The following is a 14,574-nucleotide window of genomic DNA, read 5'->3' as shown; positions in this document are numbered from 1 at the left end:
GGATCCGAGCTGGAATCAGCAACCGGCCAGCATCACTGTCAGATGAGTCAGCAGGAGAGTGGCCCAAAGCCGACAAATCGGGCGGGAGCCAGCAGCCTGCGACCCACAGCACAGGGCAGGCCGCTGGCGCTCCGCCCATCTCGCTGGCGGAGAAACGAGAAGGATCTCTCCCTCGCTCAGTCGGGCGTCGCGGACCAGCAGCCGCAGCGACCGCCCGCCTTTCAGGCTAGCTGCGTAAGGTAGCCCCAAACTCCTCGCGCAGGGCCTCTACAATGCGCTCCTGGAGTGCGTTCGCCTCAGCGTCGGTCAGAGTACGATCCTGAGCCTGGTAAAGCAAGGTATAGGTCAGACTCTTCTTGCCCGCCGGAATCGAAGAACCGGTATAGACATCGAAGAGGGCCACTGTGCGCAGCAGCTCACCACCCTGGCGCTGGATCACCTCCTGCACCTTGCGCGCCGGCACCTGTTGATCCACGACCACCGCCAGGTCGCGCGTCAGCTCCTGGTGACGCGAGATGGGGGCATAGCTCAGGCGCTCGGGAACTGCGGCATAGAGGGCAGCCAGATCCAACTCGCACAGATAGGCCCGCTGGGGCAGATCGTAGCGCTGCTGCACCACTGGATGAACTTCTCCCAGGAAGCCGAGCGGCATAAAATGCTGCTCGCCGTTCGTCTCTGGCCGTCCAACCTCCACCAGAGCGCAGCGCCCCGGATGAAAGGTTGGGTGCTGAGCCGCCGTGAAGCGATAGTGTTGGATGTGCAGGCGTTCCAGCAGCGTTTCGACAATGCCTTTCAGGTCATAGAAATCCGCCGGGCGCGCCAGCTCGGGAACCCAGGAAATGGCTGCCGGTCCACAGAGGGCGATAGCCAGAGAGCGTCGTTCCTCGGGCAACTCGCCCGCGCCACGCGGCAGATAGCGCCGGCCAATCTCGAAGAGGCGCAGGCCCGCCCGAGTGCGCTTGCTATTCTCCTGCAAGGTCTCCATCAGGCCGCTCAGCAGGGTCAAGCGCATGCACTCCAGCTCGTTGCTGAGCGGGTTGGTAATCGTGACCGCGGGCAGCGAGCGAGCCTCAAAAGGTTCCTGGCCTGCAGAAGTGGCGCCATCGTCCGAGCCAGGCCCCACCGCTGCCACCTCCGTCGTCCCCGCGCCGGCGACAATCCAGCCCGAGCGACCATCGTCTGCCGGCTTCAGGAGCAAGGCCCGTGCCGTGCTGGCGTTGACCTCTGCCAGCAGATTGAGCATGCGCTGGCGGCTGGTCATCGCATAGGTCAGGATCTCATGCAGTCCCAGGCCGATGAGGATCTCGCGGATCTCGTACTCACGCTCAAACCAATGATCGCTCTGCGGCTCCGGCAGCGGCCCTTCCGGCACGGTGGCGGGCAACTGATCGTAGCCGATCATGCGCAGGACCTCCTCGACCAGATCGGCCCCTTCCTCGATATCACCGCGGAAGGTCGGCACAGTGACCCGCAGTAGCTGCTCACCACCGGCAGCGTCAGCGGCGGCAGAGACCTCCTCGACCTTAAACTCAAGGGCACTGAGAGCGTCGTGTACTTGACGCGAAGTCACCTTCAGGCCCGTCAGCCACTCCACCTCGGCGGGAGAGAAGAGAATCGAACGCGCCTCCACAGGTCGAGGATAGACATCGACGATCCCGGGATGCACCTGACCACCGGCCAGCTCCGCCATCAGCTGAGCCGCACGGTTGGCCCCGAAGGTAGTCAGCTCGGGATCGAGACCCTTCTCGAAGCGGGCAGAAGACTCGGTACGCAGGCCGAGGGTGACCGCCGTACGCCGAACATTGGCCGGCTTGAAGTTCGCCGACTCCAGCAGGATGCGTGTGGTCGTCTCGTTGACCTCGCTGATGGCCGAACCCATTACGCCGGCGATGGCCGTCGGCCCCTCGGGATCGCTGATGAGCAGCATATCGCCGCGCAGGCGCCGCTGGACGCCGTCGAGAGTGGTGATCTCTTCCCCATCGCGCGCCCGGCGAACGATGATATGCTGCTGGCGCACCAGGTCGTAGTCGAAGGCATGTAGCGGCTGACCTACCTCCAGCATGACATAGTTCGTAATGTCGACAACCAGGTTGATCGGGCGCATGCCGGCCATCAACAGGCGCCGCGCCATCCAGTCAGGTGAAGGCCCAATCTTGACGCCGCTGATGACACGGGCGCTATAGCGTGGGCACAGCTCGGTATCCTCGACCGTCACCCTGACCAGCTCCGCCGCTGGTTTCCCCTGCTCGCTGAAACGCGGCTCTGGCAGCCGCAGCGGCTTGCGGGTCAGAGCGGCCACTTCACGAGCGATGCCGATGACGGAGGAGAGATCGCCACGGTGGGCCTTGATGGCGAACTCCAGGACTACATCGGAGAAGAGATCGGCCAGCTTGACGCCCAGCGGGGTTGCCGGGTCGAGAATGTAGATGCCGGAGTGATCGCTGCCCAGGCCCAGCTCGCGCGGCGAGCAGAGCATGCCTTCCGAGACATAGCCCATCTTGCGGGCCACCCCAATGGTGAGATCGCCAATGCGCGCTCCCGGCAAAGCCAGCGGCACCTTGTCCCCCTCCTTGATATTGGGAGCCCCACAGATGACACCGATCTCTTCGCTGCCCGTATTGATGCGCGTGTAGCTCAGGTGATCAGAGCCGGCAACCTTCTCCAGATGGGTAATCTGGGCTGTGATAATGCGATCGCCCCAGTCGGCCCCAATATATTCCAGCGCCTCAACTTCGAGTCCGGCCATTGTCAGCGTATGGGCCAGCTCCTCCGGCGACTGCGTAATCTCCACATAGTCTTTTAACCAGCTCAGTGGCACTCTCATCGCTGGTAACTCCTCACTAAGTTCCTTCCTTCCTCACTTGCTTGTTGACCTGCTTCGCTTCTTCCGGCCTGCTTGCGGGAATAAGGCAGTATCCGGGCTTTCAACTCCTCCGTTCTGCCACGCTCCCCTACCCGTCTGAGATCCTCGCTCGTTCGAGATCGCCTGCGATCGCTAGAACTGGCGCAGGAAGCGGAGATCGTTGCCGGAGAAGAGACGGATCTCGCCGATGGCGTACTTGAGCATAGCGATCCGCTCGACGCCCATACCGAAGGCATACCCGCGATATTTGCGAGGATCGTAGCCGACCTCGCGCAGCACGCGTGGATGGACCATACCGGAGCCGAGGATCTCCAGCCAGCCGCTGTACTTGCAGAGGCGGCAGCCGCTGCCCTTGCAGAGGATGCAGTCGATATCGACCTCCGCGCTGGGTTCCGTGAACGGGAAGTAGCTGCCGCGGAAGCGAACGCGGCGTTCCTCGCCGAACATCTCGCGAGCAAAGCGGGCCAGAGTGCCTTTGAGGTCGGCCATCGTGCACTCCTCATCGACGAGCAAGCCCTCAATCTGATGAAACATGGCCTCATGAGAAGCATCGATGGCCTCGTGGCGGAAGACCTTGCCGGGCACGATGACCCGCACCGGCGGGCGAGTTGCCTCCATGACGCGAATCTGCATCGGCGAGGTCTGGGTGCGGAGCAGGATTTCGCCCGGCACAATCCAAAACGTATCCTGCATATCGCGCGCCGGGTGGTCCGCCGGAATATTGAGCGCCTGGAAGTTATAGTAGTCGGTTTCGATCTCAGGTCCCTGGACGGCCTGGAAGCCCATGCGCGTGAAGATACGGGCCACCTCCAGAATCGTGCGCGAAATGGGATGCATGTGTCCTGCGGGTAAGGCTCGTCCAGGTAAGGTCACATCGAGGCGCTCGCGCTCCAGGGTCTCGCGCAGTTCGCGCTCATGCAGCTCCTGGCGACGAGCTTCCAGCGCGCTTTCCAGCCGCTCTTTGACGGCGTTGATCTTTTGGCCAATGACGGGGCGCTCGGCTTTGCCCAGCTTCGGAATGAGGGTTGAGAAATTTTTCAGCTCGCCGCGATGGCGTCCCAGATAGCGAACATCCCAGTCTTCCAGCTCCGCCGAGTTGTTGATGCCCTCTAACTCGCGGAGCGCCCGCTCCTGCAAAGCATCGAGCTGAGCCAGCAACGCATCAAGCTGTTCAATCATAGCCTTCCATCCTTCTCTCTCTCAGCAGCACAGTAGAGCAAAGTCAGCGACGAGCAGCACAGGTTGGTCGGTCAGGCTGACAGGCAGCCGGCAGCGGCAGATGTGGAAGCCCAGAATCAAAAAAACCGGCACATTCGTCAACTGGGACGAAGCTTGCCGGTCTTGCCAGTCGTGCTGGTCTACCACGCCAGGGCCATGCCCTCGCTGGCCTTCAGGCTGCAGGCTTCTCTTGAGTGCTGCCTCTGCATGAGAAAGGGCAGAGCCTGCTGGCCAGCCGAGACATGCCGGTCGTGTCGCATGACTCCGCGGTACCACCCGTTTTGGATTGCCTTACGGACAGCCGAGACCAGGCCGGGCGCCTCTCTGACTGCGGGCTACGCGGTCTGCGCCGGGCCGGGGCCGAGCGTCCAGCAATCCCTCTCGGTTCGTCCGTTAACGGGGACGAGCCGGGACTGCCTACCAGGGCCGTCACGGTCCGCTCCGCTCTTGGCGGGAGCAGGGTCAGGCTCCTTCAGCAGCCAGCTCCGGGGTGAACTTCCGCGCTGCGGATCGGTGAAAAGGCTCGCAGCCAGTGGCCTTTCCTCTCTGCTTCGGCCCTCGCCGTCTGTCGCGGCAGGGGGCCAACCCTACCTTCCGAATTCGCGCGTACTCTCCCCTTCGACGCCTTTCTCTCGCGCCTGTGTGCCTTTGTTCCTTGGGGTCTGGATCCGTATCGCTGACTGCAGGCGAGGGCGGCTCTTCTCTTTTTAGCAGAGGGATCCTCACCATGCTTGCTGGCCACGGCGAGGGCGCCCTCGCGGTTCCCTGCCTGTAAACACTCAAGCTATAGTATGCCAGATCCGGCGTTGAAAGTCTAGCAGGTAGTTTCCTCCCGCTTTCGGGCCTGCCCTGCCTGGGCAGGGTCCTGCCGTCAGGTCACGGGCCGCATCGGGGGCAGGGTCTCTCGCCCAGCAACGGGAGAAGTCAGCCGCAAGAGGGCCACTTCCGCGGCCGCTTTCAGCGCGGGGGAGTGACAGAAGCGGCATCGGACCAACCTGTCTGAAGGGCAGGCTGATCCGATGGCCATCAGTCGGGATTGGAACCGGGGTCGGGGTGAGAGATCACCTAGAGCGAGCCGCCGCCAGTAACCTCCAGGACGTGACCGGAGACATAGTTTGACAGCGGGGAGGCCAGGAAGAGCAAGGCACCGGCGGCCTCCTCGGGTGTACCAGCCCGGCCCAGGGGGATCAGCATAGTGGCCATCTGGCGTAACTGGCCGGGAATGCCCAGCTCAACCTCTTCCCCTTCGCGCTGAATCTTCTCTCCGCCCTCCTTGGGGGCCGTCAGGCGCGTCTCGATGAAGCCGAAGCAGGCACAGTTCACCTGCACATTGTAGCGCCCCCACTCCTTGGCCAGCGTCTTCGTCAGGCCGACAATACCCGCCTTGGCCGTTGCGTAATTCACCTGGCCAGCGTTGCCGTGCAGTCCTGAGACCGAGCAGACATTGATGACCTTGCGCGGATTGGCACGCCCATTGGCTTCCTGCTCGCGCTTGGCGGCCTCCCGGATAAAATGGGAAGCCTCACGCAGAATGCGGAAAGGAGCTGTGTTGTGCACCTCGAGCATGGCGTACCACTGCTTATCGGTCATCTTGTGGATGACGCCGTCCCAGGTGTAGCCAGCATTATTGACGATAATATCGAGGCCCCCGAAGGAGTCGAGGGTCGTTTTGATCAGCTGAGCAGGAAAGGCCGGATCAGTCACGTCGCCGGCTACCGCGATGGCCTTGCCACCGGCGGCGCGAATGGCCCCTACCGTCTCGTCAGCGGGACCCTGGTCGAGATCGCTTACGACAACGGCTGCGCCTTCCGCCGCGAAGAGCTTCGCGGCAGCCGCGCCGATGCCGCGTCCAGAGCCGGTAATAATGGCGATTTTACCGTCAAGCAAACCCATTGCGCTGACTCTTCCTTTCTCTCTTCAGATCGGTACGGATCTATAGAAGATAGGCGAGAGCGCAGCGAGCGCATGCCGACCGATCGAGCGCCGCTGCTCGCCCTTGCCTCTTGCATTCGTTGCTTGTCTCCGCCTGCCTGACTTCCTTCTTGCTCTCTTTCTCTCCTTACATGCTCGCATCGCCGCAGAGCTGGCAGGCGGGAGCCGGGCTATAGACACTGCAGCAGAAAGCGCGGGACAGGCCCGCCCTGGGGCGTCGTTGGCTAGTCGCTGCCCCGCTTAGGGAGAGCTGCTACAAAAGTGCCGCTCGCCTTGACATCGCCGTTTTGATCGACCGCCTGGATCTTGCCGGCAATGCGGGCCTCGCCGTCTGCCTCGTACTTCTCGGTGATCGTCCCGCTGCAGGTAATCACGTCGTCAAGACGGGTCATGCTCTTGAAGCGCACGCCGAACTTGCGCAGGGCCGTCGGTCCCACGTAGTCGCTCAGCAACTGGCCAAGAAAGCCCATGATCAGCATGCCATGAGCAATGATGCCGCCAATGCCCAGCATTTCGCCGATCTTAGGATCAGTATGAAGCGGATTGAAGTCACCCGACGCGCCGGCGTAGCGCACGAGCTGCAGATGGGTTACGGGGGCTTTGACAAGTCGGGGAATCTCGTCGCCAACCTGGACGTCTTCGAAATAGCGCTTCGCGGGAAGTTTCGCTTCCGTCGTCATCAATGAACTCCTTTGGTCGCTCTCTCGACTCTCGCTAGCGAACGATCAGAACCTGACGCGCCTTCAGGACTTCCTGCCCGCTCTGATTGGTATAGCGGGTCTCCAGCGTCAGAATATCCATCGAAGAGCCATCCTTGCCCTGACGCGATTTGCCATCGACAAGGGTCGTCACGCCAGTCAGGACATCCCCGGCATAGATCGGCGCCAGATACTCGTACTCCTCTTCACCGTGGATGATGCGCATCACATTGACGCCGATGGCGACCAGATGCTTGACAAAGTCAGAATTGCCCCAGAACTGGAAGGTCGTCGGCGTCGTCGGTGAGGCCGGTACGTCGGGATACCCCGCTGCCTGAGCAGCCTCTTTGCTATGATAGATCGGGTTTTCATCGCCAATCGCAAGATTCAACTCATGAATCTTACAACGCTCCACCTGATAGGTGAACGGGGGAAAGCTCTGCCCGATCTTGCTCTGGTCGAACATAACACACCTCTTTTTCGGCAGTACGGCAGGTAGCCAGAAATAGTATATAATGGTGTGCGAAAGAACGGCAACTGAGCCGCGGCAGCGCGGTGCAGCGCGGGACAGGGAGGCGCAGCAGGCTGTCAGGCGAAGGCCCACTGCAGTTGGCGCCCTTCCTCGATGATCCCAAGCCCAGCAGCGCCATCCCCAGTGGGCTTCTGCCTCGTGGCCCAGGCCAGGACAGCTATGGGCCTGTCCTCCCTCTCTGCCTGCCTTACCTTGCCTTGCCTTGTAGGGTATTGTACCCGCACCGGAGCTGCAAAAACAACGCATCTACAGAGGAAAGCCATAGATGGAACTCTCGAGTCAGGAAATCATTGAGCGCCTCAATGGCAGTCGGGCTGGTACCTTGTGGGAGGCCCTGGATATCTCGCTGGTCAGTGCCGACAAGGAGCGCGTCGTTCTGAGGATGCCGATCGGGCCGCGCCACAAACAGCAAGCCGGCTACTTGCACGGTGGCATCTCGGTTCTATTGGCCGAGACGGCGGCCTCCATCGGCACAGCTCTCAACATCAACATGGAGGAGCAGATGGCCCTGGGTCTGGAAATCAACGCCAACCATCTGCGTCCCAAGCGCGAGGGCCAGCTCACGGCCATCGCGACCCCCATCCACCGCGGGCGCACCACCCAGGTCTGGGAGATTCGCATCCAGGACGAACAGGAGAAGCTGGTCTGTATCTCGCGCTGTACCCTCGCCGTAGTTCCGCGTCCTCCGGAGGCCGTTAATCCGCTCATGGCTTCGCCACAGGCCTCCGAGTGATTCATCTGCAGGTCTTGACAGCCTCTGCTCCAGCAGGTACCCTACCTACCAGTAAGAGCACTGGCGTTCTTCGTTCAGCATAGCGGGCCACCTGGCCGCACTTCCTTTGTCCTGATAGCAGGTAGGTAGGTAGGTAGGAAGGTTTGCATCGGCTGCGGGAACAGGACAGCCAGCGGGCGGGGGAGGCTGCTCCCCACAGGGAGTGGGCGCTCTCTGGCGGCTCCCTGTCCTGTTCCTGCTAGTGTCCCCTAGGAGCAGACGCTATGGGCCTGACCACCGCTGGTCTCTCCCACTGGCAGGGCGAGCCTGCCGAAATCCCTCTCCTGAATATGACCATTGGCGACCTCCTGGACCACCGCGCTGAGGAGCTGCCCCACTGCGAGGCAATTGTCTATAGTGGCTATCCCGAGTATGGGGGAGCGCTAGATCTGCGCTGGACCTACTCCGACTTCCGGGAACAAGCCGAAGTGGTAGCTCGCGGATTGCTGGCTCTGGGCTTGCAAAAGGGCGAGCACATCGCCGTCTGGGCCGCCAACCTTCCCGAATGGCTGCTGCTGGAGATGGCGGCGGCCAAAGCTGGCCTGGTCCTTGTCACCGTCAACCCTGTGCTGCGCGCGCGTGAGCTGGAGTATGTGCTCCGCCAGGGAGATGTGGCCGCACTCTTCTTCATGGCACGCGTGCGCGACCACGACTGTCTGGAGACGGTGAGCCGACTGACCATTCCCGCTGGCTCGCCAGGAGCCGTGCGTAGCGAGGTTCTTCCCTTCCTGCGCTACGTCTGCCTGATCGGTCCGGTCCCTCCGGCCCTGACTCAGCAGGGCGGCTGGCGACCAGCCCTGTTCCGCGAACTGGTAGCGGCGGGAACAACGGTTCCTCCCGAGGCCCTGCGCGAGCGCCAGCGCAGTACGTCTCCCGACGATGTCGTTCAGATCCAGTATACGTCGGGGACCACGGGCTTCCCTAAAGGGGCCATGCTCACTCACCGCAACGTTCTCAATAACGCCATGCTCTTCGTGCGCCGCTCCAACGGTACACCCGACGATCGCGTGTGCAATCCTATGCCTTTCTTTCACACCGCCGGCTGCGTGTTGGCCGTGCTGGGCTGCCTCTATATGGGCACTACGCTGGTGCCCATGCTGGCCTTCGATCCGCTCAAGACTCTTCAGATCGTTAGCCACGAGCGTTGCACCTTGCTGGGGGCTGTGCCCACCATGCTGTTGTCTCTTCTGCAGCATCCGGACTTTGCCCGCTATGACCTCTCGACACTGCGGGCCGTGACCTGCGGAGGGGCCCCGGTGCCGCTCACCCTGATGCAACAGGTCAAAGAGCAGATCGGAGCCGATATCACGATCGTCTACGGGCTGACAGAGTCGTCGCCGGTGATCACCCAAACGCTGCCGCAGGATAGCTTTGAGCAGAAGGCCAGCACTGTCGGTAAGCCCCTGCCTTATACGGACGTGAAGATCGTTGATCCAGCCAGTGGCGCGGTCGTCCCCTGCGGCACTCCCGGCGAACTCTGCTGCCGCGGTTACCTGGTCATGAAGGGCTACTATAAGATGCCGGAAAAAACGGCGGAGACGATCGACAGCGAGGGCTGGCTCCATACTGGTGACCTGGCGACCATGGATGAACAGGGCTACGTGCGCATCGTGGGCCGCCTCAAGGAGATGATCATCCGCGGCGGTGAGAATATCTATCCAGCGGAAATCGAGGATTTCCTGCTGCAGCATCCTGGAGTAGCTGAGGCCCAGGTGATCGGCGTGCCAGACCCCTTTTTCGGGGAGGAGATCGCCGCCGTGATTCGCCCGCGCGAGGGCACCCAGGTTGACGCCGGGGAGCTGCGCGCTTTCTGCCAGGGCCAGATCAGTCACCAGAAGGTGCCTCGCTATTTCCTGTTCACGGAGAACTTCCCGATGACGGCCAGCGGCAAGGTCCAGAAGTTCTTGCTGCGCGAGCAGGCCATCAAAGAGCTGGGACTGCAGGGATAAGGTCCTGGGACGAGGAGCCTACCGGAGGAGAGGAACGCGCCCTGGGGGCGCTCCTCTCCTCCCTCAGGGCCGAGGTTGCTCTCCGCCAGCTACCAGGACACGGAAGGCCAGCCCATCCCCAGGAATGGGCCTCCGCTCATCAGGAAAAAAGTACCAGCCAGCAGGCCCGTCCTCCCCTCACTCGTTTTCCCAGCCAGAGAAAGACTCGCAGCCAGTCAGGGCCGACCGCTCCCAAGAAGGCGATCTCAGATGAAGACGCACCAACGTTATTGCTCTCTTTTGCTGCTGACCGTCCTGCTTTTTTTGTTATTCATTAGCAGTGCCTGTGCCGCTGCCACGAGCACACCTGGTTCTGGAGAGGCTAGCCCCACACCTGGCTCCAGACCGGCCCGGCCCACTTCCACCACACCCGGCACTGCCTCTACCGTCGCCACCCCAACGGTTGACGAACTCATCCGTGGCATCGTGCGCAACCTGACCCTAGACCAGAAGCTCGGCCAGATGGTGATTGTCGAATTCTACGGCCCCGCCTACAACGCCGATCTGCAACAGATGATCGAAGAGAGCCAGGTCTCAGGGATCCTCATCGAGAACGGCAACGGCAACGTCCAGAGCAGCGCCCAACTCACAGCCCTCAACGCCACTCTGCAAGCTCATGCCCATATCCCCCTGTTCATCAGCACCGACTTTGAGGGCGGCTACGTCAACGAGCTGCGCCGGATCACCGGCGAGCGCCCATCAGAGGCCGCCATTGGAGCCAGCGGCAACCTTCAATACGCCTACGACCAGGGTCTGGCCGCCGCGCACACCCTTACCGATCTCGGCCTCAATCTCAATTTTATGCCGATCGTCGACGTTCTCAGCAACCCCAACAATCCTGGACTTCCACAACGCACCTTCGGCTCCGACCCCACCCTCGTCACCAACATGGGACGCGCCTATCTTAAGGGGCTAACCGCCGGCGGCGTCATTGGCTGCCTCAAGCACTTTCCGGGCCTGGGCGCAGCGAACGTCGATCCCCACCGCTCGCTGCCGGGCGACGACCGCAGCCTGGCCCAGCTAGCCAGCGTCGACCTTGTCCCCTATCGCACCCTCATCAGCGAGGGGATTGTTCCAATGGTCATGACGACTCATCTCCTTAATCCGCAGCTCGACCCGCATCTGCCCACCTCGCTTTCACCAGCCGTGGTCACCGATCTGCTGCGCAACCGTCTCCACTTCGAGGGCGTGACCATCAGCGACACCCTCTGGATGGGCGGCATCAGCAATCGCTACAGCCTTGCACAGGCGGGGGTGCTGGCCGTCAAGGCCGGCGAGGACCTTCTGCTTGGTCCCCGAGGGCTGAGCGAGACGCGCACTTTGCTGGCAGCCCTCAAGCAAGCGGTCCTTAAAGGAGAGCTAGAGGAAAGCCAGATTGACGCCGCCGTAGAGCGCATTCTCGCCCTCAAGTTGCGCTACGGCATCCTCGGCCAGGAGCGCGCCCTGCAACTGCTGGCCACGCCCAGGGACCGGCCGGCTCCCAGGGCGCAGGCGCCTCTCCTGCCGGCCGGGCTTGAGAGCGACCAGCGGCGTCTTCCCCGGCCGGCCTGACAGAAAGGGTCAGAAGCTGGCGCCTCCGCCGCCAGCCCAGCCAGGCAGCCCCTTGATTCTCTTCTCCCTCCCTTTCTTTTCCTTACTGCGACCCAGAGCGCTCGTCGCTCGCCTCTCCACCCTCGACCCTCTCGGCGGGAATTGGCTCGGGGCCAGCGCCAGAAGACTGCAGTCGGGCGATTATCTCGGCGCTGCTCAAGATCGAGACTCCAATAGCGCGCAGCTCCTGCTTCGCCTGCTCGTACAGGCCGGAGACCGCATCTTCAACCAGGACCAGGCGGAAGTCGCGCTCGCTTGCCTCATAGAGGGTCGCGCGCGGGCAATTGGGGAAGTTACAGCCGCAGATTGCCAGCGTTGACACACGGGCGCGGCGCAGATATTCCTCCAGGGGAGTGCGGTAGAAGGCCCCCCAGCGCGGCTTGTAGATGACCACCTCGCGCGGCCAGAGATACTGGACCTGACCGGACAAGAGGCGCTCGGTCTCGAGGCGAGAGAAGCGATCGGGGAGCAGCTCGGGCACGATCTCACAGCCAGGCGAGCCAGCCAGCACCCAGCAGGCTCCCCCCTCAACCGCCGCCCGACGGCAGAGGTCCACGTTCGAGCCGTCGGCCAGATAGATGCGCACGACATGAACAATCGGGCGCTCCGCCGCGCGAAAAGCCTGCAGCAGGCGCACAATGGGAGGCACAACTGCCGCCGTTCCTGGTACACCTGCCGGTTGACCATCAAGAAAATCTCTTTGCATGTCGATTACAATGAGAGCAACAGCAGCAAAATCAGGCGTGATGTAGCGATCCATCAAGCTCACCAGAGGCAGGTAGTCACCGCAACCGATTAGCATCTTGTGATCATTGTATCATCCAGGAGCCGCTGGAATCGCAGAAGGCGAAGGAGAGAGCTGGTGAGCAATCCCCTGTCACAGCACTTTCTTACCTGGGAAAACAAAGCCAGAGCAATAAAACGCTGTGAGGTTTTCCGCACTGGTGACGTATTACTGAAGGGGTCAATGAGGAGAGAATCGCTGCCTGGAAGGAGTGCAGCAGGTGCCAGGATTCTCGCATTCCCTCGTTGCTGCCCCGCGTGCCTGTCACTAGCAAGTGTCGTCACTGACCTAACAACATCCGCCGGGGACGCTTCTCCTTCAGCCATCTGAGAGCAAACTGTGGGAATGACATATTCGAATGGTGCGGGAAGGAGTATGAAGCACATGAAGAAGCAGAAGGTAACCACAGGCGTTTTCCACTTGCTGCTTCTTGGGGTGCTCGCCCTCTTTGTCGTTGCCTGCGGCGGCGGCGGACAGAGCGGGACCACCACCAAGACCAAGGCGCCTGCCAGCCAGCAGAAGTTTATCTTTACCAATGCTGGCGTTCAGGATATCGAGACCTTTGATCCGGCACTGGTAACCGACCTGCCTTCGTCGACCGCCATTAACCTGGTCTTCACTGGGTTGGTGACGCTGGACGGGAACCTCAACGTGCAGCCGGAGATTGCCACCTCGTGGGATATCTCTTCGGACGGTCTCAAGTATACGTTCCATCTGAAAACGAACGTCAAGTTCAGCGATGGCACACCTGTCACCTCGTCAGATGTAGCCTACAGCATCGATCGCGCCCTGCAGCCGGCTACAAAGTCGCCGGTCGCTGGTAGCTATTTGAGCTTGATCAAGGATTCCGACAAGCTGGGCGCCGGCAAAATCAAGACCATCATCGGCGACAGCCTGATCACGCCCGATCCTCAGACGATCACGATCGTTCTGAACAAGAAGGCTGCCTACTTCCTGGATGCACTGGCTTACCCCACCTCCTACGTGGTGGAGAAGAGCATCGTCGAGAAGTACGGCAAGAGCTGGACCGACCATCTGGAGGAGGGCGGCGGCACTGGCCCCTTCAAGGTGCAGTCCTACCAGCACAACAAGCAGATCGTCTTCGTGCCCAATCCCTACTACTATGGGCCGAAGCCGCAGCTGCAGCAGATCATCATGCCCTTCTATCAGGACGTGAAGACGGCCTATCAGGTCTATAAGACCGGCAAGATCGACATCACGCCCATCCCCATCACCAACATCCAGGAGGCGCGGGCTAAGACCGCCGAGTACAGCGAGACGCCACAGCTCTCGATCGACTATCTGGGCATGAACTACCTGGTCAAGCCCTTCGATAACATCCACTTCCGCCAGGCGCTCTCGCTGGCTATCAACCGCGACCAGATCATGTCGGCCATCTGGAAGAACACCCGCCTGCCGACATACCACATCGTGCCGAAGGGTATGCCAGGCTATAACGCCAGCCTGACCGGCCCGGCGGGCGTCACCTCGACGGCGGGCGACAAGACCAAGGCCAAGCAGCTTCTGCAGCAGGCTCTCCAGGAGATGAACCTCTCCAGCCCATCCCAGCTCCCCCCGCTGCAGCTCTACTATCCCACCGGTTCGCAGGACGTGACCAACGAGATCACGACCCTGACCAGCCAGTGGCAGAGCGTGCTCGGGATCACGGTGAAGCCTGTGGCCACCGACTTTAACAAGCTGCTCGAGGATCTGAACGCGGCGGTGGGGAACCCCAAGGGCATCGGCTTCTGGTCGATCGCCTGGATCGCTGACTACCCCGATCCGCAGGACTGGCTGACCCTCCAGTTCGACAAGGGTTCTCCCAACAACCAGGTCAACTACGGCCAGAACAACTCGACCGATGCTGCTCAGCAGCAGCAGGTCCAGCAGAATCTGGAGGCGGCTGACGCCATGGACAACGGCCCGGCCCGCTACCAGGCCTACAACCAGGCCGAGCAGCAACTGGTCAACGATGTGGCCTGGCTCTCGCTTGATCAGCGCATCGGTTTGCGCCTGCTCAAGCCTTACGTGATCGGCATGAAGTTCAACGCTCAGGGCCTCTTCCCGCCTGAGCTGTGGGCCAACGTCTACATCGCTCAGCACTAGGACAAGCCTGACCGGTCCCTGAGCGCCAGGCAGAAGCTCCCGGAGGAGTTCCAGCTCAACACACCCTGGTGCAGGCAGGCAAGCAAAAGCC

General features: G+C 61.7%; 10 protein-coding genes. 4 read left to right on the top strand and 6 right to left on the bottom strand.

Annotated features, from left to right (window positions below; all coding sequences use genetic code 11):
* Positions 1-226 precede the first annotated feature (226 nt).
* The 5 genes from pheT to ACFMO7_RS17110 form a co-directional block, all read right to left on the bottom strand.
* Positions 227-2,824 carry a phenylalanine--tRNA ligase subunit beta gene (gene pheT / locus ACFMO7_RS17130; RefSeq protein WP_376796703.1) on the bottom strand — a complete coding sequence of 866 codons (2,598 nt, stop codon included), beginning with the start codon at positions 2,822-2,824 and terminating at the stop codon, positions 227-229.
* A 171-nt stretch (positions 2,825-2,995) separates the two neighbouring features.
* Positions 2,996-4,042: a phenylalanine--tRNA ligase subunit alpha gene (gene pheS, locus ACFMO7_RS17125; protein WP_376796702.1), complete on the bottom strand. Its 1,047-nt coding sequence runs from the start codon at positions 4,040-4,042 to the stop codon at positions 2,996-2,998.
* A gap of 1,104 nt (positions 4,043-5,146) precedes the next feature.
* Positions 5,147-5,974: an SDR family NAD(P)-dependent oxidoreductase gene (locus ACFMO7_RS17120; RefSeq protein ID WP_376796701.1), complete on the bottom strand. Its 828-nt coding sequence runs from the start codon at positions 5,972-5,974 to the stop codon at positions 5,147-5,149.
* Between the two features lie 263 nt (positions 5,975-6,237).
* Positions 6,238-6,693 carry a MaoC/PaaZ C-terminal domain-containing protein gene (locus ACFMO7_RS17115; protein ID WP_376796700.1) on the bottom strand — a complete coding sequence of 152 codons (456 nt, stop codon included), beginning with the start codon at positions 6,691-6,693 and terminating at the stop codon, positions 6,238-6,240.
* Positions 6,694-6,727: 34 nt separating this feature from the next.
* Positions 6,728-7,177, bottom strand: coding sequence for a MaoC family dehydratase N-terminal domain-containing protein (locus ACFMO7_RS17110; RefSeq protein ID WP_376796699.1), 450 nt, complete (start codon positions 7,175-7,177; stop codon positions 6,728-6,730).
* Positions 7,178-7,508: 331 nt separating this feature from the next.
* On the opposite strand from ACFMO7_RS17110, the gene ACFMO7_RS17105 reads away from it, so the two are divergent.
* The 3 genes from ACFMO7_RS17105 to ACFMO7_RS17095 all read left to right on the top strand — a co-directional run bounded on the left by ACFMO7_RS17105 (position 7,509) and on the right by ACFMO7_RS17095 (position 11,554).
* Positions 7,509-7,976, top strand: a complete 468-nt coding sequence (locus tag ACFMO7_RS17105) for a hotdog fold thioesterase (RefSeq protein ID WP_376796698.1) — start codon at positions 7,509-7,511, stop codon at positions 7,974-7,976.
* 263 nt (positions 7,977-8,239) lie between these two features.
* Positions 8,240-9,964 (top strand): AMP-binding protein, encoded by a 1,725-nt coding sequence (locus ACFMO7_RS17100; RefSeq protein ID WP_376796697.1) that lies wholly within the window; start codon positions 8,240-8,242, stop codon positions 9,962-9,964.
* A 249-nt stretch (positions 9,965-10,213) separates the two neighbouring features.
* On the top strand, positions 10,214-11,554 hold the full coding sequence (locus ACFMO7_RS17095; RefSeq protein ID WP_376796696.1) for a glycoside hydrolase family 3 N-terminal domain-containing protein: 1,341 nt from the start codon (positions 10,214-10,216) through the stop codon (positions 11,552-11,554).
* An 82-nt stretch (positions 11,555-11,636) separates the two neighbouring features.
* Here the strand turns inward: ACFMO7_RS17095 and ACFMO7_RS17090 are convergent, their stop codons facing one another.
* Entirely contained in the window at positions 11,637-12,395 is a 759-nt protein-coding gene (locus ACFMO7_RS17090; RefSeq protein ID WP_376796695.1) for a cysteine hydrolase family protein, read from the bottom strand.
* 366 nt (positions 12,396-12,761) lie between these two features.
* Between ACFMO7_RS17090 and ACFMO7_RS17085 the strand changes: the two genes are divergently transcribed.
* A complete protein-coding gene (locus ACFMO7_RS17085) occupies positions 12,762-14,483 on the top strand; it encodes an ABC transporter substrate-binding protein (protein WP_376796694.1) in 1,722 nt (573 codons plus the stop codon).
* Positions 14,484-14,574: the final 91 nt, after the last annotated feature.

This window comes from Thermogemmatispora sp. (assembly GCF_042408735.1).
In the GTDB taxonomy this organism is placed as follows: Bacteria; Chloroflexota; Ktedonobacteria; order Ktedonobacterales; family Ktedonobacteraceae; genus Thermogemmatispora.
This window is presented reverse-complemented; position numbering and strand designations above follow the sequence as displayed.

Excerpts from the sequence above, each read along its gene's own strand:
- pheT (WP_376796703.1), bottom strand. The coding sequence starts at position 2,824 with ATGAGAGTGCCACTGAGCTGGTTAAAAGACTATGTGGAGATTACGCAG.
- pheS (WP_376796702.1), bottom strand. The coding sequence starts at position 4,042 with ATGATTGAACAGCTTGATGCGTTGCTGGCTCAGCTCGATGCTTTGCAG.
- ACFMO7_RS17120 (WP_376796701.1), bottom strand. The coding sequence starts at position 5,974 with ATGGGTTTGCTTGACGGTAAAATCGCCATTATTACCGGCTCTGGACGC.
- ACFMO7_RS17115 (WP_376796700.1), bottom strand. The coding sequence starts at position 6,693 with ATGACGACGGAAGCGAAACTTCCCGCGAAGCGCTATTTCGAAGACGTC.
- ACFMO7_RS17110 (WP_376796699.1), bottom strand. The coding sequence starts at position 7,177 with ATGTTCGACCAGAGCAAGATCGGGCAGAGCTTTCCCCCGTTCACCTAT.
- ACFMO7_RS17105 (WP_376796698.1), top strand. The coding sequence starts at position 7,509 with ATGGAACTCTCGAGTCAGGAAATCATTGAGCGCCTCAATGGCAGTCGG.
- ACFMO7_RS17100 (WP_376796697.1), top strand. The coding sequence starts at position 8,240 with ATGGGCCTGACCACCGCTGGTCTCTCCCACTGGCAGGGCGAGCCTGCC.
- ACFMO7_RS17095 (WP_376796696.1), top strand. The coding sequence starts at position 10,214 with ATGAAGACGCACCAACGTTATTGCTCTCTTTTGCTGCTGACCGTCCTG.
- ACFMO7_RS17090 (WP_376796695.1), bottom strand. The coding sequence starts at position 12,395 with ATGCTAATCGGTTGCGGTGACTACCTGCCTCTGGTGAGCTTGATGGAT.
- ACFMO7_RS17085 (WP_376796694.1), top strand. The coding sequence starts at position 12,762 with ATGAAGAAGCAGAAGGTAACCACAGGCGTTTTCCACTTGCTGCTTCTT.